This window comes from Venatoribacter cucullus (assembly GCF_016132445.1).
Taxonomy (GTDB): domain Bacteria; phylum Pseudomonadota; class Gammaproteobacteria; order Pseudomonadales; family Oceanobacteraceae; genus Venatoribacter; species Venatoribacter cucullus.
The window spans coordinates 1244139-1265285 of record NZ_CP046056.1 but is presented as its reverse complement, the minus strand read 5'-3'; the positions used below and the strand labels follow the sequence as shown (position 1 = coordinate 1265285).

Annotated in this window: 15 protein-coding genes; 5 read left to right on the top strand and 10 right to left on the bottom strand. The window is 55.1% G+C overall.

Going from position 1 to position 21147, the window contains the following annotated elements; genetic code table 11:
* Positions 1-4: 4 nt before the first annotated feature.
* Genes sdhA through sdhC form a run of 3 tightly spaced genes read right to left on the bottom strand, consistent with a single transcriptional unit; the run spans position 5 to position 2496 of the window.
* Positions 5-1777 carry a succinate dehydrogenase flavoprotein subunit gene (gene sdhA / locus GJQ55_RS05980; RefSeq protein WP_228346602.1) on the bottom strand — a complete coding sequence of 591 codons (1773 nt, stop codon included), beginning with the start codon at positions 1775-1777 and terminating at the stop codon, positions 5-7.
* Positions 1778-1780: 3 nt separating this feature from the next.
* Positions 1781-2128, bottom strand: coding sequence for a succinate dehydrogenase, hydrophobic membrane anchor protein (sdhD, locus tag GJQ55_RS05975; protein WP_228346601.1), 348 nt, complete (start codon positions 2126-2128; stop codon positions 1781-1783).
* A complete protein-coding gene (gene sdhC / locus GJQ55_RS05970) occupies positions 2122-2496 on the bottom strand; it encodes a succinate dehydrogenase, cytochrome b556 subunit (RefSeq protein ID WP_228346600.1) in 375 nt (124 codons plus the stop codon). Before sdhC ends, sdhD begins: the two co-directional genes overlap by 7 nt.
* Before the next feature lie 350 nt (positions 2497-2846).
* Here sdhC and gltA point away from each other — a divergent pair, with 350 nt between their 5' ends.
* The gene (gene gltA / locus GJQ55_RS05965; RefSeq protein WP_228346599.1) at positions 2847-4127 is read left to right on the top strand and encodes a citrate synthase; all 1281 of its coding nucleotides are present in this window, start codon (positions 2847-2849) and stop codon (positions 4125-4127) included.
* A gap of 78 nt (positions 4128-4205) precedes the next feature.
* Positions 4206-5075, top strand: a complete 870-nt coding sequence (locus GJQ55_RS05960; protein WP_228346598.1) for an NAD(P)-dependent oxidoreductase — start codon at positions 4206-4208, stop codon at positions 5073-5075.
* 5 nt (positions 5076-5080) lie between these two features.
* Here the strand turns inward: GJQ55_RS05960 and GJQ55_RS05955 are convergent, their stop codons facing one another.
* Positions 5081-5887 carry an MOSC domain-containing protein gene (locus GJQ55_RS05955; RefSeq protein ID WP_228346597.1) on the bottom strand — a complete coding sequence of 269 codons (807 nt, stop codon included), beginning with the start codon at positions 5885-5887 and terminating at the stop codon, positions 5081-5083.
* A gap of 98 nt (positions 5888-5985) precedes the next feature.
* Positions 5986-6936 (bottom strand): chemotaxis protein CheV, encoded by a 951-nt coding sequence (locus GJQ55_RS05950; RefSeq protein ID WP_228346596.1) that lies wholly within the window; start codon positions 6934-6936, stop codon positions 5986-5988.
* A gap of 99 nt (positions 6937-7035) precedes the next feature.
* Here GJQ55_RS05950 and GJQ55_RS05945 point away from each other — a divergent pair, with 99 nt between their 5' ends.
* Positions 7036-8268, top strand: coding sequence for an EAL and HDOD domain-containing protein (locus tag GJQ55_RS05945; RefSeq protein WP_228346595.1), 1233 nt, complete (start codon positions 7036-7038; stop codon positions 8266-8268).
* Here GJQ55_RS05945 and GJQ55_RS05940 read toward each other — a convergent pair.
* Together GJQ55_RS05940 and GJQ55_RS05935 are read right to left on the bottom strand one after the other, a co-directional pair.
* Positions 8265-9878, bottom strand: coding sequence for a glycerol-3-phosphate dehydrogenase/oxidase (locus GJQ55_RS05940; RefSeq protein WP_228346594.1), 1614 nt, complete (start codon positions 9876-9878; stop codon positions 8265-8267). The two genes, GJQ55_RS05945 and GJQ55_RS05940, sit on opposite strands and share 4 nt — an antisense overlap.
* 41 nt (positions 9879-9919) lie before the next feature.
* A complete protein-coding gene (locus GJQ55_RS05935) occupies positions 9920-10171 on the bottom strand; it encodes a hypothetical protein (protein WP_228346593.1) in 252 nt (83 codons plus the stop codon).
* A 169-nt stretch (positions 10172-10340) separates the two neighbouring features.
* Between GJQ55_RS05935 and fabB the strand changes: the two genes are divergently transcribed.
* Together fabB and GJQ55_RS05925 are read left to right on the top strand one after the other, a co-directional pair.
* Positions 10341-11552 (top strand): beta-ketoacyl-ACP synthase I, encoded by a 1212-nt coding sequence (gene fabB, locus GJQ55_RS05930; RefSeq protein ID WP_228346592.1) that lies wholly within the window; start codon positions 10341-10343, stop codon positions 11550-11552.
* A 171-nt stretch (positions 11553-11723) separates the two neighbouring features.
* Positions 11724-16631, top strand: a complete 4908-nt coding sequence (locus GJQ55_RS05925; RefSeq protein WP_228346591.1) for an ATP-binding protein — start codon at positions 11724-11726, stop codon at positions 16629-16631.
* 94 nt (positions 16632-16725) lie between these two features.
* On the opposite strand, the gene GJQ55_RS05920 is transcribed toward GJQ55_RS05925, so the two are convergent.
* The 3 genes from GJQ55_RS05920 to GJQ55_RS05910 form a co-directional block, all read right to left on the bottom strand.
* A complete protein-coding gene (locus tag GJQ55_RS05920; RefSeq protein ID WP_228346590.1) occupies positions 16726-18930 on the bottom strand; it encodes an OsmC domain/YcaO domain-containing protein in 2205 nt (734 codons plus the stop codon).
* Between the two features lie 54 nt (positions 18931-18984).
* Positions 18985-20316, bottom strand: a complete 1332-nt coding sequence (locus GJQ55_RS05915; RefSeq protein WP_228346589.1) for a ferredoxin reductase family protein — start codon at positions 20314-20316, stop codon at positions 18985-18987.
* Positions 20317-20483: 167 nt separating this feature from the next.
* Positions 20484-21104, bottom strand: a complete 621-nt coding sequence (locus tag GJQ55_RS05910; protein ID WP_228346588.1) for a hypothetical protein — start codon at positions 21102-21104, stop codon at positions 20484-20486.
* Between the last annotated feature and the right edge of the window lie 43 nt (positions 21105-21147).

The window sequence follows — 21147 nt, the reverse complement described above, 5'->3', positions numbered from 1 at the left end:
CGGATTAATAGGTACGGACTTTCGGTTCAAAGGCAGGAACTGTCTTCGGAGCGAAGTTCACTGCACGTTTGCCGATTGTCTTGGTTTGCGGAATGTACAGAGAGTGGCACAGCCAGTTCTCGTCATCACGTTCGGTAAAGTCGTTACGCGCATGCGCACCGCGGGATTCTTTACGCTCGATAGCCGCAACAGCCGTGGCATAAGCGGTTTCAAACAGGTTATCCAGCTCCAGTGCTTCAATACGGGCGGTGTTGAACGGGCCGCTCTTGTCTTCCAGCACGGTATTTTTGATGCGCTCGCCGATTTCATTCAGCAACTGCAGACCTTTGGCCATGGCTTCGCCGTCACGGAATACACCGAAGTACAGCTGCATGGTTTTCTGCAGATCCGCACGTACGGCGGCTACAGACTCACCAGAGGTAGAGTTATTCAGACGATCCAGACGGGCCATCGCACGTTCGATATCAGCATCGGTCGGATCAACAAAGTCGAAACCTTCGCGGAAGTTTTTCTCAACCTGCAGACCCACAGAGCGACCAAACACCACCAGATCCAGCAGTGAGTTGCCACCCAGACGGTTAGCGCCGTGTACAGATACACAAGCGATTTCGCCAGCGGCGTACAGGCCTTCAACCACTACGTCGTTGCCGTTTTCGTCCTGCGCCAGTGCCTGACCACCGATATTGGTCGGAATACCGCCCATCATATAGTGACAGGTCGGAACCACCGGTACCGGTTCTTTCACCGGGTCAACAGCAGCGAAGGTTTTGGACAGCTCACAGATACCCGGCAGACGCAGGTTCAGGGTTTCTTCACCCAGGTGATCCAGCTTCAGCAGTACATGATCTTTGTTCGGACCACAGCCGCGGCCTTCCAGAATTTCCAGCACCATGGAACGGGCCACAACGTCACGGCCGGCCAGGTCTTTGGCGTTCGGAGCGTAACGCTCCATAAAGCGCTCACCTTCCGAGTTGATCAGGTAACCACCTTCACCACGACAGCCTTCTGTTACCAGAACGCCGGCACCGGCAATACCGGTCGGGTGGAACTGCCACATTTCCATATCCTGCAGCGGCACACCAGCACGTACAGCCATACCAACACCGTCACCGGTATTGATCAGGGCGTTGGTGGTGGACTGGTAAATACGGCCGGCACCGCCGGTCGCCAGTACAGTGGCTTTGGCTTTGATGTAAACGGTTTCACCGTTTTCGATACAGATAGCGATAACACCCGCCACCTGACCTTTCGCGTTTTTCACCAGATCAACGGCATACCATTCGTTCAGGAAGGTGGTACCGCCTTTCAGGTTACCCTGATACAGGGCGTGCAGCAGCGCGTGACCGGTACGGTCAGCGGCGGCACAGGTACGGGCAGCCTGAGTCGGGTTATCCGGACCCTTGGACTGACCACCGAAAGGACGCTGATAAATACGGCCTTCTTCGGTACGGGAGAATGGCAGACCCATATGCTCCAGCTCGAATACCGCCTGCGGGCCTACGGAACACATGTATTCGATAGCGTCCTGGTCACCGATATAGTCGGAACCTTTAACGGTATCGTACATGTGCCAGCGCCAATCATCGTTCGGGTCGGCAGAAGCAATCGCACAAGTAATACCACCCTGCGCCGATACCGTATGCGAACGGGTCGGGAATACTTTGGTAATACACGCAGTCTTGATGCCGGCTTCAGTCAGCTGCAGCGCGGCACGCATGCCAGCACCACCACCACCGATTACGATGGCGTCATAGGACATGGTTCTGATTTTTGCCATGACTTACACACTCCACAGAATGGCGATACCCCATACCAGATAAACGAACAGGAAACCTGCACACATCATCTGGAAAGCGAAACGGACAGCCGCTGCTTTGAGGTAATCAGTTGAAATTGTCCACATACCGACCCAGGCATGGGCACAGATGGCGACCAGGGCAGCCAGACTGAACACTTTCATCCAGGTCTGGGCGAACAAACCCTGCCATTGTCCGTACTGCATATCCGGCGTCGCGATGACGAAGCCCAGCAGAAACAGGGTGTAAAGAGCCAGAATCACAGCGCTCGCACGCTGAATAATCCAGTCATGCACGCCATTCCGGCCATAGTTGGTGACACTGTTTACCATACCCAAACTCCTGCCAGAACGATTACGATCGCGCCACCAATTAAGGTAATAATGGCACCGGTACGACCGCCTTCTTTGCTTTCACCAATTCCCATGTCCATCAACAGGTGTTTGATACCTGCCACAAAGTGGTAACCCAGTGCAGATAAAATGCCCCAGGTGATGAACTTAACCAGGCCGTTATCAAACCCCGCTTTCAGATCAGCAAAAGACTGTTCAGACTCCAGCGATGCCGCCAACGCGCACAGCATAAAAGCCACAGCGAAAAACAGAATCAGACCGGAAATACGGTGAATGATGGATGCCTTGGCGGGAAGTGGGAGCTGAATGGTAGTCAGATCTAAATTGGTAGGTCTTTTGCTATTCACGGCTCTTACACTCTCTTATGGGCTTAGCCACCCTGTCTGAGGCAGGGGTTAAGCGCAGGCTCAGGAAGACACCCTACGCTTGTACAAGTCTTGCACAAGTTTCAGGTTGCGACAAATTATAGTCACCACACCCGGCTTTTACAAACGCGGATTCCGTACTTAAAGAGATACCGGTCAGTAAAAAAACCATGCAGTGCTTCGTCGGGCTGCGACTATAATGCATCCGCGCAACTTGTTCTGCCCTACTGCTGGGTAATTGACAAACGAACATCTGAACCTATAGTTGTGCCCTTTCTTTTGAGATCACGCCTTTTTTTAAGGCTTAATTCCGAACAGCAGGAGGCCTATCCATGGCTGACAAAAAAGCAACACTGAAAGTTGATGGCATTGAAGAAACCTTAGAACTGCCGGTCTATGAAGGCACAATAGGGCCCGATGTTGTCGACGTTCGCAGCCTCTCTGGCAAGGGTCTGTTCACCTACGATCCCGGCTTTATGTCCACTGCCGCCACCGAATCCAAGATCACCTATATTGATGGTGCTGCCGGTGTTCTGCTGCACCGCGGCTACCCGATTGAGCAACTGGCCGAGAAATCTGATTACCTCGAAACCTGCTACCTGCTGCTGCACGGAGAGCTGCCGAACGCTCAGGAAAAAGAAACTTTCGTTAACACCATCAAAAACCACACCATGGTGCATGAGCAGTTAAGCCACTTCTTTAATGGCTTCCGTCGTGATGCACACCCGATGGCCGTTATGTGTGGCGTTGTCGGCGCCCTGTCGGCTTTTTATCATGACTCGCTGGATATCCATGACGACCATCACCGTCTGGTTTCTGCTCACCGTCTGATCGCCAAAATGCCAACATTGGCGGCCATGGTTTACAAATATTCCATCGGTCAGCCGTTCGTATACCCGCGTAATGAGCTGTCTTACGCTGAAAACTTCCTGCACATGATGTTCAACACCCCCTGTGAAGAGAAGAAAATCAGCCCGGTCATCGCCCGTGCTATGGATCGTATTTTCCTGCTGCACGCTGACCACGAACAGAACGCTTCTACTTCTACTGTGCGTCTGGCCGGCTCTACCGGTGCCAACCCGTTCGCCTGTATCGCTTCTGGTATTGCAGCCCTGTGGGGCCCTGCTCACGGTGGTGCTAACGAAGCGGTTCTGAACATGCTGAGCGAAATCGGTGACGAATCCAACATCGATACCTTTATTGCCAAAGCCAAAGACAAAGACGATCCGTTCCGTCTGATGGGCTTCGGCCACCGTGTGTATAAGAACTTTGACCCGCGCGCCAAAGTGATGAAGCAAACCTGCGATGAAGTTCTGTCTGAACTGGGCATGCAGGATGACCCGCTGCTGAAGATCGCCATGAAACTGGAGAAAATCGCCACCGAAGACGAGTACTTCGTGAAGCGCGGTCTGTACCCGAACGTCGACTTCTACTCCGGCATCATCCTGAAAGCCATTGGCATTCCGACTGAAATGTTCACCGTCATCTTCGCCACTGGCCGTACCCCGGGCTGGATTGCCCACTGGAACGAAATGATCAGCTCTGACTACCGTATTGGTCGTCCGCGTCAGCTGTACACTGGTCACGCCAAGCGTGACTACCCCAGCAAATAATTCAATTTGCTGACCAAAGCCGCTCACATGAGCGGCTTTTTTATGGGCGCTGATTCATTACCCGACAGAGGAAGTAGCATGGCAACCATCGCATTTTTAGGCCTCGGTAATATGGGTTACCCCATGGCCGGGCATCTGGCCAACAGCGGCCACCAGCTGCGGGTTTTCAACCGTACTCACAACAAAGCGCAACGCTGGGCGGAGGAATTTCCCGGTACCGCCTGCACAACACCGGCAACCACAACACACAATGCCGATGCCGTTATTCTGTGCGTCGGCCGTGATGCCGATGTCCGCGAGCTGTTAAATGACCAGCTGCTGGCTCAGCTGCAACCAGGGACGCTGCTTATCGATCACACCACCACCTCGGCCCGGCTGGCGGAAGAACTGGCCGCCCGTTGTGCCGAACAGGGCTTACGCTTTGCTGATGTACCGGTTTCCGGTGGTCAGCAAGGTGCCATCAACGGCCAGCTGAGCCTGATGGCCGGTTGCGCAGCCGCCGATTATGACGACATTGTGCGTATCACCGCGCCCTACACCCGCCTGATTGAACGCTTGGGTAACCCGGGCTGTGGTCAGAAAGCAAAAATGGTGAATCAGATCTGCGTGGCCGGCCTGATTCAGGCGCTGGCCGAAGGCCTGCAGTTTGCCCGTAACGCCGGTCTGGACGCTGAGCAGGTAATGAAGGTGATCGGTCAGGGCGCAGCCAGCAGCTGGCAATTACAGAACCGCCATCAAACCATGCTGAACGGCGAGTTTGACCACGGTTTTGCGGTGGACTGGATGCGTAAAGACCTGCAGATCTGCCTGCAGGAGGCCCTTCACAATGGCAGCAGTTTGCCGGTAACGGCACTGGTGGATCAGTTTTATGGCGAATTGCAGCAGCAAGGGGCAGGAAAACTGGATACTTCAGCCCTGCTGCTGCGGCTGCCAAAGAGCAGCCGCTGAGAATTTCAGCCAGCGCGGAACGTATCGCCTCTGCGCAGCACCGTCAGCTCATGGAAGAGCGCGTTCTGGCCGAAAATAATTTTCCCATCGATACGACACTGTGCTTTGAGTGCTTCCAGCACATCCGCCTCTCGTGCCAGTGTCTGCGGATGACGGGTGGGAATTACGCAACGCTCGCAGGGTTTGCAGCACATCAGCGTGCCGCCGTCATCATTGTGTAACTCGCTCCAGCGCAATTCCTGCCAGGCCTGTGCACCGCTCAGCACCACATTCGGCCGGAAGCGGATAACATCCAGTGGCCGCCCTAATGTCTGCCCTAATGCATCCAGGCTGGACTGATTCACCAACAGCAACGGAAAACCATCAGCAAAACTCAGCCAGTGATCCTGTTCGGTATATTTCGGATTTACCCGGCGTTGCTGCGTGGCCGGAAAACGCTGCTGCGGCAACCGCAGCAACCGGCAGGAAACGCCCAAAACAGTGCTAAACCAGTCTGCCGCCGCCTCGCCACAATCCTGAGCAGCAACCGAATCTTTCCACACCTGCACCAAACACTCCCCGGCTCCGGCCGCGGCGGGTACCAGCAAATCAGCATGGCCGGCACAGACAACCTGCAAATCGTCACCCTGCCAGCGCGGCTGAATACGCTGCATCTGAGGTAATTGCCGCTGGGTCAGAAACTGCCCCTGCGCATCCGCCAGCACAAAGCGCCGGTCGCCCACAGCGCCCCAGGCATCCAGCGTCAGCTCGGATACTTCCATACCGGCACAGGACTTAATGGGATACATAAACAAGCGGGAAATCTGCAGCATCGGCGCACCTCGGATCAGCTGCCGGTATTGTACTGCGGCCAAACAGAACGGCCAGCAAAATGCTGGCCGTACTCAGTGAGGGGTAAAAACCAATAAGGTTATTCTTCGCGCGGCGGCATATTCAGTTTTTGCCGCAACAGACGCTGCACATCTTTGGCCAGCGCTTCCGGGGCAAACTTCGACAAAAAGCCATCACAACCGACTTTTTCCACCATCGCCTTATTAAAATTACCCGACAGTGAAGTATGCAGAATGACCATTAATGACTGCAATTCCGGATCACGACGGATTTCGGTGGTCAGCATATAACCGTCCATTTCCGGCATTTCTGCGTCAGTAATAATCATCAGCAAACGGTCGGTAATATCACGCCCCTCTTCCTTCCAGTGCATCAGCAACTGATAGGCTTCAAGACCGTTATGCGCTTCGATGATGTTCATCCCCATCGGCTCCAGCACCTGCCGCATCTGGTGAATGGCCACATGGGAATCGTCAACAATCAGAATATCCTTGCCCTTAATACGGGCCATCAGTTCTTTGTCGTACGCTTCTTCCGACAAATTAAGCTGATACGGTGCGATTTCAGCCAGCACTTTTTCAACGTCAATAATCTCGACAATGCGATCATCAATACGGGTGATGGCGGTCAGGTAATGCTGGCGGCCCGAGCCTCCGGGTGGCGGCAGAATTTCATTCCAGTTCATATTAACGATGCGGTCAACGCCACCAACCAGAAAGGCCTGCACCGTGCGGTTGTACTCGGTAACGATAATAGTGGCTTCACTTTCATTCACCTTCAGCGGACCCATCTGGATAGCATGGCGTAAATCCACCACCGGTACCGTTTGCCCACGCAAGTGCGTTACCCCACGCACCACCGGATGACGATCAGGAATACGGGTCAGGCGAGGCAGGCGCATCACCTCCTGGACCTTGAATACGTTAATGGCGAACTGCTGGGTACCGCCTAAATTGAACAGCAATAACTCAAGCCGGTTCTGCCCGACCAGCTTTGTGCGGGCATCAACACTACTCAGCACACCGCTCATACCACACTCCAATCACTTTAATTTCGTAAAGTGTAGACAATTCACCAGAATGCGCTGCATTTTTACCGCTACAATGGACACAACTATCAAGGAAACGATATGGATAACACGTCACTGCCCTTGCTTGCCCGTCAGCCTATTCTTAACCGCCGCCAGAAAGTGGTCGGTTATGAACTGCTGTGTCGCCCGGTGCCCCAGGACACCCGCCAGTGGCAGGATGTTTTCGGTGACCATGCCACCAGCGAAGTTCTGATCAGTGCCTTCAATGATATCGGCATTGACCAGGTCACCGGTGGCTTACCAGCTTTTATTAATTTTACCCGCCACTGGCTGCACAACCCGCCGATGCTGCCGTCCAATCGTCTGGTGGCCGAACTGCTGGAATACATTGAACCGGATGCCGAGAATCTGCAGGCGCTGCAAAGCCTGCGCAAATTCGGCTACCGCATTGCCCTGGACGACTATCAGGGTGATGCAGCGCCAGTGGCGCTGTTTCCTCTGGTCGATATTATCAAAGTTGATATCCGCCGCCTGCCCGATCTGGCCATGCTGCCGCAGCTGATTGAAGAACATAAAGCTCATGGTCTGAAATGGCTGGCAGAAAAAGTAGAAACCCAGGAAGAATTTGAGTTTTGTCTGGCTGCCGGCTGCGATCTGTTTCAGGGCTATTTTTTCAGCCACCCGGCCAATGTGTACGGCAAACGCCTGCCCGACAGCCAGCTGGCGGTACTGCAAATTCTGAAAGTGCTGAATATGCCCGATGCGCGTATTAACGATGTTGCCAGCGTACTGCAGACCGATCCGCAGCTCAGCTATAAGCTGCTGAAACTGGTGAACTCAGCCGCCATGGGCTTTGTCAGCGTGGTTTCCTCTATCCCCCACGCCATTATGCTGGTTGGCCTTGACCGGCTGCGTTCCTGGTCAAACCTGATCGCCTTGGGCAAACTGCAGCACAAGCCTGATGTCCTGCGGGAACAAGCGGTGGTACGGGCACATTTATGCAAAGCCATGGTTTTTGCCTGGCCCGGGCTGGATGAAGACACCGCCTTTACGCTTGGACTGTTTTCACTGCTGGATGCGTTTTTTGATCACCCGCTTACTGAAATCTGCCAACAGCTGCACCTGCCGGAATCGCTGACCCAGGCATTATTGCAGCATCAGGGCGATTACGGCCTGATCCTGGCCACCACCGTCGCCATGGAAAAGGGGCGCTGGGAAGAAATCGACTGGCCGCTGTTACAAGGGCTGGGTCTTGAACCAGCCGATATGGAGCGGCATTACCTGAATGCCCTCCACACCACCCGCGAGCTGTTCGGTCAGCTCGGCGGTTAAGCCGACACCGGCAGGCTGTAATAGCGCTGCCAGATCTGCTCATAACGCTGCTGCTCAGCCGCCCAATGTTCATCACTCCAGCCCAGCTCCGGCTGGCAGACTGCGCGTATCTTCTCTGCCCACAACATCCCGCCCTGTTCCAGCAATAAACCGATACGGGTACGCCGCAATAACAGATCATCCAAATGCTGCACGGCTTCGCAAGCGGCGGCAAAGCGCAACTCCGCCCACAGCGTATGGGTACCCGGAATCACCGTCAGCTCGCCGGACTGTGCCCGCTGCAATAGTGCATCGGTATCCTGACCGTAATAGCCCAGCAAACGCTGTTGGATGGCAGCTGGCAAGGCCGACCAGGAAGGATGCTGCGGCTTGTACGGGCGGAAAATTTGCGTCGGAAAATCCCCGGCCGGCCAATGAGTCAGATAGCGGCGGGCCGCGTTTAACGCATCCAGAGCAATCAACCGGAAGGTGGTCAGCTTACCGCCGCTGACGCTGACCAATCCCTGATCATCCCAGACACTGTGGTCCCGCTTCTCTTTAGACGGATTCAGGGCCCCGGATGAAACCAGCGGCCGGACGCCGGCCCAGCTGGCAATCACATCCTGTTCCGTTACTGCTGCAGCAGGAAAACGATGCGCTGCCAGCTTCAGCAGATACTCCAGCTCGGACCGACTGATGCCTACTTCTTCATTACCCAGTCCCGGATGATCCAGATCGGTGGTGCCAATCACGGTACGGCCTTCCCAGGGATACACAAAAATGGGGCGCTGATCATCCGGATGCAGAATGGTAAACGCCATGGTCACCGGCAAACGCTCGGCGGCCACCACAATATGGCTGCCGCGGGCGGGCCGGATTTTCGGCGCCTGCTGCAACTGGCCACGCAATTCATCCACCCAGGCACCCGTGGCGTTGATCACCACCTGCGCCCGTACGTCGCATTGCTGGCCGCTGAGCGCATCTTTTAATACGGCCCCACACACCCGCCCATTCTGCTGCAGCAGCTGTTCCACACCGACATAGTTCAGGGTCTGCGCGCCATCCTGTTGGGCTTCCCGCAATACCCGCAGCACCAACCGCGCATCATCAGTCACGGCATCGGCAAACTCAGTGGCCCCGGTCAGTCCATCGTCATACAAAAACGGTACCTGAGCGTGGAACGAGGCCGCCTTGTGAAAACGCCGGTAGCGTTTACCGGCAAACGCGTCGTACAGCCACAACAACGCATTAAATAAGAAGGGACCAGGAAAATGGCCACGATAATGCGGCATCACATAGGGCATTAATTCCACCAGCCCCGGCGCCTCGCGCAGCAGCCGTTCACGCTCCTGTACCGAATGGCGGGTGGTGCGGAAATCACCGGCGGCCATATAGCGCAGGCCACCATGTACCATTTTGGAAGAGCGGCTGGAGGTACCCCAGGCAAAATCCTGCCGCTCCACCAGCAGTACCCGCAAGCCCCGGCGGGCTGCTTCGCGGGCCACACCGGCACCGGTAATACCGCCACCAGCAACCAGCACATCCCAGGGTTCTGTCATCTGCTGCAGCTGCTGCCATTGGCTGGCCCGGTCATTACGGCTGGCTAAGTTTTTATTATCCATGGTTATCATCTGTGCTTCCGGTGGGAGAGAAAGTAAGCATTCAGCGAGCGTCAGGCACCAAACAGATCAAAGGAAATGCCGCCATCATCGGACTGACTGAGCCATCCGCGCGGTTTGCAGAAGGTCTGCTCCATCTGTTCCGCCAGCGCATCCGGTATTTTACGGCTGGGCTGCGCGCTCAGCATCGCCTGAAGTTTTGTTTCATCCTGCCCCAGACAAGCCGCCATCGTGGCAATATCCAACGCGTTTTCCTGCAATAACTCCTGCGCCCGCTGCCAACGGATATCCTGCCCTGTCTTCATTAATAAACCCCTCAAGCAGAGAATTACCAACTATTAGTTAACAATATTTTTCTTTATGACTTTTTCCTCACTGCTATATAGTGAAGCCCGCCAAAGAGGTTGTCATACTACCTCAAACTTCATCTGACACACTGTGCAGATGGTATTTTGCTGAAAAGGTCGAGTGGTTATGCGTCGAGTTGTGGTTACAGGTATTGGTATCGTTGGTTGCATTGGTAACAACAAAGAGGAAGTGCTGGCGTCATTGCAGGCACAGCGTTCAGGTATCCGCTTTATGCCGGAATACGCCGAACTGGGCTTGCGCAGCCATGTGGCCGGCAAACCGCAGATTGACCTCGACGAAGTCATCGACCGCAAACTGAAACGCTTTATGGGTGACTCGGCCGCTTACGCCTATCTGTCCATGCGTGAAGCCATTGCCGATGCCGGCCTCACCGAAGAGATGATCAGTAACCCGCGTACCGGCTTAGTGGCCGGTTCCGGTGGCGCTTCCGCCAGCGACATTGTCGAATCCGTCGATATTCTGCGCGAAAAAGGCGTCCGCAAAGTTGGCCCCTACCGCGTTACCCGCACCATGGGCAGCACCGTCTCTGCCAACCTGGCCACGCCTTTCTCTATTAAAGGTGTGAACTACTCCATGACCTCCGCCTGCGCCACCAGTGCGCATTGTATTGGCCACGGTATGGAGCTGATTCAGTGGGGCAAGCAAGACATCGTCTTCGCCGGTGGCGGTGAAGAAGAACACTGGTCCCTGACCACCCAGTTTGACGCCATGGGCGCCCTGTCGAGCAAATACAACGACAGCCCGGAAAGCGCTTCCCGCCCTTACGATGCCAACCGTGACGGCTTCGTCATCGCCGGCGGCGGCGGCATGCTGGTACTGGAAGAATACGAACACGCGGTAAAACGTGGTGCCACTATTTATGCCGAACTGATTGGTTACTCCGCCACCTCCGACGGTGCCGATATGGTCGCCCCGTCCGGTGAAGGCGCGATCCGCTGTATGCGTGATGCCCTGGCCATGGCCGGCAACCCGACCATTGATTATCTGAATACTCACGGCACCAGCACCCCAGCCGGTGACATCACCGAGCTGAAAGCGGTGGCAGAGGCCTTTGGCAATACCATTCCGCCGATCAGTTCCACCAAATCCCTTACCGGTCACTCATTGGGTGCCGCCGGTGTGCAGGAAGCCATTTACAGCCTGCTGATGCTGAAACACGGTTTTATTACCGGCAGTGCCAACATCAGCGAACGGGACGAAGGCGCGGCCAGCTTCCCGATTGTGACTGAAAACCGCCCGGCCCAGCTGAAAACCGTTATGTCGAACAGTTTTGGCTTTGGTGGCACCAACGCGGCGCTGGTTTTTCAGTCTCTGTAATTAGTGACATAATGCCCGGTCTTTAAGGCCGATCAGTGATTTTAAAGCAACACTTTTTGGGGTTTACTAAGGCACTCAGGGTGGCGATTTCGCCACCGGGTGCTCAGATTGGTTTTGCGCCATCCGATACAGGCCAGTCTGGTAACTCCCGAACCGTCATGGACATTACCGATGAAACAAAAAATCAACCCGCTTGACACCACCGACCGCAGCGTCGACCAACTGTTCCAGGAAGCCGAGCAGCTGTCGGCAGACTTTTCCCTGTTTCCGGAATACGAAGACAACGCCGTTGACCACCGCGTTAAAGGCCTGATCTCGCCGGCCAGGTGCAACGCCGAAGTGGAGCGCCTGCGCGAGCTGGACATCGACAGCTACATTGAGCAGGCTGTCGCGCCCAGCGAAAACAGTAACCGCATGGGTGCCAAAGACATCATCAAGCACCTGGTTATCCGCATTATTACCGAAACCGAAGACGGCCCGCTGTATTGCGCCGAAGCCGATGTCGAATTTGGTGACCATCAGCGCCGGGTCGGTTTTATCTGTCAGAACCGCGAACACGCCCATGGCGCCTGGGGCCCGCAACACCATAATCGTGCTGCTCAGGTTGCCCGTGCTTTTGCCCGTCGTTCCATGCCGATTGTGACCTTTATCGACACCCCCGGTGCCGATGCCGGTGAGGCCGCTAACGCCGCCAACCAGGCTCACAGTATTTCCCACCTGATCACCGAAATGGCCAACAACGATGTGCCGACCGTCGGTATTATCTGGGGCGCTGGCTATTCCGGTGGTGCCATTCCGCTGGCCGCCACCAACATTCTGCTGAGCGTACGTGATGGTATTTTCAACACCATCCAGCCGCAGGGTCTGGCCAGTATTGCGCGTAAATACAACCTGTCGTGGCAGGAATGCGCCAAGTATGTTGGCGTATCTTCTTACGAACTGCGGGCCGCCGGTATTATCGACGGCATTATTGATTACGCTCCGTCCGACGCCGACGAAAAACGTTACAACCTGCTGCAGGCCATCACCACCGGCATTCAGTCCATCGAAGAAAGTGCGGCCGAATTTGCCCGCACCAATCCGTATCTGATGGACCACTACAAGCGCAGTATTGACCGTTTCCTGTCGCCGTCCGATAAGCTGGTTAAACTGGAAAAAGGCGCGAATTTCTTCCTCGCCCAGAACCCGACCGAGCACATCAACCTGTTCGGCTTAAGCTACCGCTATACCCGTTACCTCACCATGCGCCGCCGAATTCATTCCACCAGCGTGGAAAATTATGGTCGCCTGGCGGATAAAGAGGTACCGGAAGGTCAGCTGCAACAGCGTTTGCAGCGTGAATCCAAGCGCAAATTCCAGAACTGGCTGCAGGCACCGGAAAAAATCGTTTACGACGACCTGCTGCACAAAAGCTGGAAAAATTTCTGGTCTAAATACGAAGACCGTGACGAAAGCCGCAGCACCATTGCCCGGCTGTTTCTGGGTGAGCCGAAAAACAATTACCTGAAAGCCAAGCAGGAACTGTGCTTTAACCTCGGCCTGTATTTGTTTAACCGCTGGAAGTCTGATGCGCCGGTCAACTTTGACGGCCTGATGAATTACCTGGAAGACTACAAACAAAGCCAGTTTATGCTGCGTGCCGGCGATATTCTGGATGCCACCGCAGTTGCTGAATTTATTGAGAAAAATCCGCACGCACTGGCCACCTGGATCCGTGAACAGTTACCGCACGAAACCCGTCAGGAACTGACCCAGGGCTTAACCAAAGAAAAATCCCGGGGCGCCCTGAAGCAAGCGCTGGCCACGGCGCTGAACAGCATTCTGCAGGATGATCTGATTCCCGATGAAATCCGCGCCCAGCTGAAACTGTCTACCCGTACTGAAGCCCTGGCCAACAGTCTGGCCAGCAGCAAAGTGGAAGCCAACCGCCGTATTCTGGAAGAAGCGCTGGCGCCCTATATTCAGTTCCGTCAGGACAATATCCAGAACCCGGCGCATCCGGATATCACCATTCTGGACGCCATTCTGCACGACGAACTGCGCGATGAATTCAGCCATGTGTGTCAGAACATGCTGGTATTCGGTCAGCTGTACGACAACTTTATCGGCAACCTGGTGAACGTGGCCAAAGAAGCCAACGAGCACCGCGCGCTGTCGCGTGACTCGCTGAAAGTGCTGCTGGAAAAATCCCTGGCCGAAGCCACCGCCGGCGACAGCTACACCGCGCAGGAACGTGAATCCTTCAACCACTGGCTGAGCTACTTCATTAAGAGCAGCCAGCGTGGTGACTTCCTGAAGTCAGTGGAAGAGTGGAAAAAACTGGCCTTCCCGCGCCTGTCCGACACATTGTTTGTGGTAATCACCTTTATCTTTGAAAAACTGCTGCCGGAATATCATGCCGCTGAGCAGGATGGCAAAGCCTACAACGGCCGCATCAGCCCGGTATCCATTGGTCGCCGTAAAGACTTCTGGAACCGCCTGACCATGGCTTACCACGACCTGCTGATTCAGCAGGTTCTGGATGACACCAAGCGGCAGAAGAAAACCTCGGCCAAGGCCATTGTTGCGCGTTTCTTCAGTGACTTCACCGAAACCAACGCCAGCCTGATGTCCGCCGACCCGGTGGCCTTCCCGGGCTTCCGCAGCTCCATCGAAGAAGCGCTGAAAAAAGACATCAAACCCTGCGGTGTGATTACCGGTATCGGTACCATCAAGATCGGTGACCGTCAGCAGCAGGTGGGCGCGCTGGTCTCCAACCTGGACTTCCAGGCCGGCGCCTTCGATATGGCCGCCGCCGAGAAATTCTGCAAACTGATGGTGGAATGTGCACGCCTGAACCTGCCGATTGTGTGCTTTGTATCGTCCGGTGGCATGCAAACCAAAGAAGGGGCTGCGGCTCTGTTCTCTATGGCCGTGGTCAACGACCGTATCACCCGCTTTGTGCGTGATAACGACCTGCCGATTGTGATTTTCGGCTTTGGTGACTGTACCGGTGGTGCGCAGGCATCCTTCGTAACGCACCCGCTGGCGCAAAACTATTATTTCTCCGGCACCAACATGCCGTTCGCCGGCCAGATTGTGGTACCCAGCTACCTGCCCAGCACCTGCACGCTGTCTAACTATCTGTCGGTATCACCGCAGTCCATGGACGGCCTGGTACGCCACCCGTTCTTTGACGATCTGGACGAACGTCTGCGCGCCATTGACCCGGATATGCCGGTGGCCCGTTACAGCGTCGATGACGTACTGGATCGTGTATTGCAGGGCTTCGTGACCGCGGAACGTCTGGCACCGGATACCGGTGAAAACGCCAGCAAGCTGAAAAAATTCGGCAAGATCGACAAGGTTCTGATTCACGCCCGTGGCTGTACCGCGGTGAAGCTGATCCGCAAAGCGCAGGAAAACAATATTCAGGTGGTGCTGATTCAGTCCGACCCGGATATGGATTCGGTACCGGTCGATATGCTCGGCCCGCAGGACCGCGTGATCTGTATCGGTGGTAACACCCCGGATGAAAGTTACCTGAACGCCAAATCGGTGCTGCGTATCGCCCACCACGAAGAAGTGGACGCCCTGCACCCGGGTATCGGCTTCCTGTCGGAAAGCAGCCAGTTTGCCGCTCTGTGTGGTAACCACGACATTAACTTTGTTGGGCCGCCGGTTTCCGCCATGGAAACCATGGGTAACAAATCCAACGCCATTAATACCGCCATGCGCGTACAGGTACCGGTGGTACCGGGTTCGCACGGTATTTTAACCAGCTCGGCCAATGCCGCCGCGGTGGCTGACGAAATCGGCTACCCGGTGCTGCTGAAAGCGGTACACGGTGGCGGTGGTAAGGGCATTCAGGTGGTGCATTCCGCCGATAAAATCCATGCCCTGTTCCAGCAGATTTCCATGGAAGCCAAAGCCGCCTTCGGTAACGGCGACGTGTACCTGGAAAAATACGTGACCTCACTGCGTCATATTGAAGTGCAGGTACTGCGTGACAGCCATGGCAACACCAAAATCCTCGGTCTGCGCGACTGTTCTGTACAACGTAATAACCAGAAGATTTTTGAAGAGTCCGGTTCCACCATGCTGCCGCGTGAACTGGAACAAGCCGCTTACGACTACGCCGCCAAGCTGGCCGATGCGGTGAAATACGTGGGTGCCGGTACGGTTGAATTTATTTTCGACCTGGCCGCCAACACCATTTATTTCATGGAAATGAATACCCGTTTGCAGGTAGAGCACCCGGTTACTGAACTGGTGTCGGGCATTGATATCGTCAGCACGCAGTTCAAAATTGCCGAAGGCGAATCCATTGCCGACCTGAAACCGGTATCTAAAGGCTACGCCATTGAAGTGCGGGTGAACGCTGAAAAAGCCGTGCGCAAAAACGACAACATCGAGTTTGTGCCGACCCCGGGTCAGATCCGCGACTGTGTGCTGCCGGAAGAAGATTACATCGAGCTGATCGCCATGGCGGCGCCTGGCAAGAAAGTATCGCCCTTCTACGACAGCATGGTGGTGCAGATTATTTGCTACGGCAAAGACCGTAACGACACCATCGCCAAGCTGCGTGAATACCTGGAGCGCGTACGTATTACCGGCGTGTGCACCAACATTCCGCTGCTGAAGCGCGTGCTGGACGATAAGGTGTTCCAGGAAGGTGTGTACGACACCACTTACCTGCCGCAATTCCTCGATCGCATTGATGCCGATGCCCTGATTCAGGATATTGAAGACGCCGCCGAGCTGAGTGCCAACGCGGTTGACGCCGCTGCACTGAAGATTGAAGGCTCCGACGAACTGAAAGTGCTGTCACCCTCGACCAGCATTTTCTACGGCTCGTCTTCACCGAGTGAACCGCCGTTCGTGAAAGAAGGCGATATCATCAATATCGATCAGACCCTGTGTCTGATGGAAGCGATGAAAATGTTCACGCCGCTGAGCCTGAAACACTTCAACCGTGCCGGTACTGACCTGTACCCGGCGTCGCAGAAGTATAAGGTGACGCGCATCATGAACAGCGATGGCCAGCAGGTGAACCAGGGCGATCTGTTGTTTGTGGTAAAACCGGTCGCGGCTGAATAATTTCAGCGCGGTTCCGGACTAAAAAAAGAGCCTCAATTGAGGCTCTTTTTTTTCTTTGGCTTATTCCAGGTTCATTTATTGTTACTGCCAGAATTTAACCAATATTATTAACCGCCCTGCCCCGCGCGGCGTGCAGCTTTTTATAGCTGTCGATCAGGCGCAGGTGCTTATCCAGCCCTTCCAGCTTCATACTGGTGGGCGTTAAGCCATAGAAGCGCACTGAACCATCGACTGAGCCAATCACAGCATCCATACGTTCATTACCGAACATGCGGCGGAAATTGGGCTCAAAGTCAGCCAGTTCCAGCTCGTCGTCCAGTGTTACTTCCAGCACGGCATTCATGGCCTGATAAAACAGCCCGCGTTCAACGGTGTTGTCGTTAAATTGCAGAAATTCTCCGACCAGATCCTGAGCATCTTCCAGCCGTTGCAGGGCCAGACTGATCAGCAGTTTCAGTTCCAGAATGGTCAGCTGACCCCAGACGGTATTGTCGTCAAATTCAATGCCGATCAGGGTGGTGATATCGGTGTAATGATCCAGCTCGCTGTCATCCAGACGTTTCAGTAACGCCTTCAGCTGCTTATCGGTTAAGCGGTGCAGGTTAAGAATATCTTCGCGGAATAGCAGCGCTTTATTGGTGTTATCCCAGATGATGTCATCGAGCGGATAAATCTCGGAATAATCCGGTACCAGAATACGGCAGGCATTGGCGCCCAGATGCGGGTACACCGCCATATACACTTCCTTGCCCAGGTCTTCCAGAATGCCGAACAGCGTGGCGGCTTCCTGGGTATTGGCGTCGGCACCCTGATAGGTGAAATCCCATTCGACAAAGTCATAGTCGGAACGGGCACTGAAGAAACGCCAGGACACCACGCCGCTGGAATCAATAAAGTGTTCGACAAAATTGTTCGGCTCGGTCACCGCATGGCTTTCAAAGGTCGGCCGTGGCAGGTCGTTCAGGCCTTCAAAACTGCGGCCCTGCAGCAGTTCGGTGAGGCTGCGCTCCAGCGCCACATGAAAACTGGGATGGGCGCCGAACGAGGCAAACACACCACCGGTACGCGGGTTCATTAAGGTGACGCACATCACCGGGAACTGGCCGCCCAGCGAAGCGTCTTTTACCAGCACCGGAAAGCCCTGCTCTTCCAGGCCTTTAATACCAGCGACAATACCAGGGTATTTGGCCAGTACGTGCTCCGGCACATCCGGCAGCGTCAGTTCATTTTCAAGAATTTCGCGCTTTACCGCGCGCTCAAAAATTTCCGACAAACACTGCACCTGCGCTTCCGCCAATGTATTGCCGGCGGCCATGCCGTTGCTTAAATACAGGTTTTCGATCAGGTTGGACGGGAAATACACCACCTCGCCGTCGGACTGGCGCACAAACGGCAGCGAGCAAATACCGCGCTTGGTATTACCCGAGTTGGTGTCGTACAGATGCGAACCGCGCAGCTCACCGTCCGGGTTATAAATGTCCAGACAATAGTCATCCAGAATGTCCGCCGGCAGTTCATCGTTAGGGCCGGGCTGAAACCAGCGTTCTTCCGGGTAATGCACATAATCGGCATTGGCGATCTCTTCGCCCCAGAACTGGTCGTTATAAAAGAAATTGCAGTTCAGACGTTCAATAAATTCGCCCAGCGCCGAGGCCAGCGCGCTTTCTTTGCTGGAGCCTTTGCCGTTGGTAAAACACATCTGCGAATGGGCATCGCGGATATGCAGCGACCACACATTGGGCACAATATTGCGCCATGAAGCGATCTCAATTTTCATGCCCAGCCCGGCCAGAATGGCCGACATATTGGCAATGGTTTGTTCCAGCGGCAGGTCTTTGCCTTCGATGCGGGTGCCTTCGCCCTGCGCCTGCGGTGCCAGCAATAACGCCTGGGCATCGGCATCAAGGTTATCGACCACTTCAATGACAAATTCGGGCCCGGTCTGCACTACTTTTTTAACGGTGCAGCGGTCAATGGAGCGCAGAATACCAATGCGGTCTTTTTCTGAAATATCCGCGGGTAACTCAACCTGAATTTTAAAAATCTGGTTGTAGCGGTTTTCCGGGTCAACGATGTTGTTTTGCGACAGACGGATATTCTCAGTGGGAATATCGCGAGTCTGGCAATACAGCTTCACAAAGTAAGCCGCACAGAGCGCCGATGAAGCGAGGAAGTAATCAAACGGACCGGGCGCCGACCCATCCCCTTTGTAGCGGATGGGCTGGTCGGCAATCACGGTGAAGTCGTCAAACTTCGCTTCAAGCCGGAGGTTGTCGAGAAAATTAACCTTAATTTCCATGCGGGAATACCAGAATAAGCGGGCGAAAAGAATGGCCGGCTATTATCCGGTTTTTCAGCGCATATTAAACAACTCCTGATGAAAACGGCCACCGGCCAGCCCATGGCGGTGGAAATCCTGCTGCAAGGTCTGGCCAAACGCCGCCGGCCCGCAGAACCAGACGCTGGCCTGTTGCCACTCGGGTACCGCCGCGCGGATCTGTTCAGCCGTCAGCCGGCCCTCTTCGCGGCTGAGACGGATATGCAGGTTCACCCCGGCGGCAGCGGCATCGGCACGCAACCGTTGCAGCGCCTCATCATCCCGTTCCGCCGTCACATGAAACAGATCAATCACCTGGGTAGACGGGTGGCTGAGCCGGTGTTTCATCTTGGCAATAAAAGGCGTAATGCCAATACCAGCACCAATCCAGATCTGGCGGGGTTGCTGGTCGTTAAAATCAAAGCAGCCATAGGGCCCTTCCACCTGCACCGGCAAGCCTTCGTGCAGATAATCCTGCAGCTGCCCGGTCCAGTCCCCCAGCGCCTTGATCACAAAGGTTAATTGTTGCTGCTGCGGGTCCCAGGCCGAAGCGATGGTATAAGGGTGCGCGCCTTCCGAGCGGCTGGAAGTGACAAAGACAAATTGCCCCGGCTTATGTCCCGGCCAGCCCGGCTGTAACTGAATGCAGCCCTCCACCACCTGCACACCCGGGTAGGCATGCAGGCTGCAGATGGTGCCGGCGACCTTACGGCTGTGCCCCACCTGGCCGGTCAGCACCAGTACGGCGGCCACGGTGCCCACCAGCAACAGCGCCGCCATCGCCCAGCCCAACGGCTGCGCCCAGTATTCTGCTTTAAACAGCACCAGGCTGTGATACACCAGCACCAGATACACCAGCGCCAGCAATTTATGGGTTTTACGGAATAAGCGATAAGGAAAGGCTTTGACTAATGCCAGCACCAGCAGCACCAGCGCTATGTAAAAGGTCCACTCGCCCAGGGTTTCGGCCAGCCCACGCTGAGTACGCAGCCAGGCTTCCAGCCCGGTATATTCCGGCGCCGCCCCCGACCGTGGCGGTTTAACCAGCCAGCCCCAGCCCACCATCCACTTGGTGCCTTTGGCCCACCACCAGTGCAGCAACCCCAGCACCAGCGCGCTGATGCCCAGCCACTTATGCAGCCGGTACATTTTATCCAGCCCGTGCAGCGGCGCTTCCAGCCAGCGCGGCCGCAGCGCCAGCAGCATGGCCAGGCTCATGGCCGCCATGGCGAGCCAGCCGCTGAACTGCACAAACACGCTACGGAAAGAAAAATAGGTCAGCGGTTGCGGCCATAAGGTATCCGCCAGTAACCACAGCACCGTGAAGAACACAGAAAGGAACAGAAAAACGCGTTTGATATGGGCCATACACCGCCCTCCGGATAAAACAGCAGGGCTGTACTCTATGCCTGAACAGGCAATCAGAAAAGGCGCTGATTACCGGGATCTGACCCGGATCAAGAGAAGGGAAAAAATACCGCACCGGCCCCGGTGGATGGTGAACATTTCTGCCACCCACCGGCACCGGCCATTACTCAGCGGCTGCGGCTCAGCTGTAATTTGCTGTACAGCACCGCGCTGTAACCGATAAGAATATAGCCGTACAGTTCGATACCTTCCTGCAGCGCATTTTTGAAATCATTGGAATAGGCATCACCCAACATACCACTCCACAGCATTTTACCGCTGCCAATAGTACGGCTGAAAAACAGCAGGGTTACCAGGCCAATCGCCATCAGAAAATACGCTTTGGTATTAAAAAACACGGCCATCGGCTGAGCGATGGTGGCACGGTTAAATACGGTGGCCCAGGCAATACTGGCAACGGCTACCAACAGGGCCGGATATACCCAGAAACCATGGCGGATATCATCCAGGAAAGCATCCATTTCACGGATCAGCATGACCGTAAAAAAGCCGGCCACCAACACCACAAACCCGCGGATTTCCGGTTTTTTGACCGCCAGCAACCAGAACAAACCGGCGCTCAGTAACAATAAAACTTCCTGCAGAATTTCGGTTACGGCAAATTCACCGGCCCAGGTTGAGTCGGCACCCAGATCGGACCGCAACAACAAGGCCGGCAGAATGGCCATTACAGCAAACAGAAAAAATTCAGCGAGGGATTTCAGAATAATGGATTGCGGCTTTTCCATAGAACGTTACACCAAGGTTTAAAGTAAGTCGGGCATTATCAGC

What these genes read in the sequence shown, in the direction of transcription:
- sdhA (WP_228346602.1), bottom strand. Translation starts at nt 1,777, where the DNA reads ATGGCAAAAATCAGAACCATGTCCTATGACGCCATCGTAATCGGTGGT.
- sdhD (WP_228346601.1), bottom strand. Translation starts at nt 2,128, where the DNA reads ATGGTAAACAGTGTCACCAACTATGGCCGGAATGGCGTGCATGACTGG.
- gltA (WP_228346599.1), top strand. Translation starts at nt 2,847, where the DNA reads ATGGCTGACAAAAAAGCAACACTGAAAGTTGATGGCATTGAAGAAACC.
- GJQ55_RS05960 (WP_228346598.1), top strand. Translation starts at nt 4,206, where the DNA reads ATGGCAACCATCGCATTTTTAGGCCTCGGTAATATGGGTTACCCCATG.
- GJQ55_RS05955 (WP_228346597.1), bottom strand. Translation starts at nt 5,887, where the DNA reads ATGCTGCAGATTTCCCGCTTGTTTATGTATCCCATTAAGTCCTGTGCC.
- GJQ55_RS05950 (WP_228346596.1), bottom strand. Translation starts at nt 6,936, where the DNA reads ATGAGCGGTGTGCTGAGTAGTGTTGATGCCCGCACAAAGCTGGTCGGG.
- GJQ55_RS05945 (WP_228346595.1), top strand. Translation starts at nt 7,036, where the DNA reads ATGGATAACACGTCACTGCCCTTGCTTGCCCGTCAGCCTATTCTTAAC.
- GJQ55_RS05940 (WP_228346594.1), bottom strand. Translation starts at nt 9,878, where the DNA reads ATGATAACCATGGATAATAAAAACTTAGCCAGCCGTAATGACCGGGCC.
- GJQ55_RS05935 (WP_228346593.1), bottom strand. Translation starts at nt 10,171, where the DNA reads ATGAAGACAGGGCAGGATATCCGTTGGCAGCGGGCGCAGGAGTTATTG.
- fabB (WP_228346592.1), top strand. Translation starts at nt 10,341, where the DNA reads ATGCGTCGAGTTGTGGTTACAGGTATTGGTATCGTTGGTTGCATTGGT.
- GJQ55_RS05925 (WP_228346591.1), top strand. Translation starts at nt 11,724, where the DNA reads ATGAAACAAAAAATCAACCCGCTTGACACCACCGACCGCAGCGTCGAC.
- GJQ55_RS05920 (WP_228346590.1), bottom strand. Translation starts at nt 18,930, where the DNA reads ATGGAAATTAAGGTTAATTTTCTCGACAACCTCCGGCTTGAAGCGAAG.
- GJQ55_RS05915 (WP_228346589.1), bottom strand. Translation starts at nt 20,316, where the DNA reads ATGGCCCATATCAAACGCGTTTTTCTGTTCCTTTCTGTGTTCTTCACG.
- GJQ55_RS05910 (WP_228346588.1), bottom strand. Translation starts at nt 21,104, where the DNA reads ATGGAAAAGCCGCAATCCATTATTCTGAAATCCCTCGCTGAATTTTTT.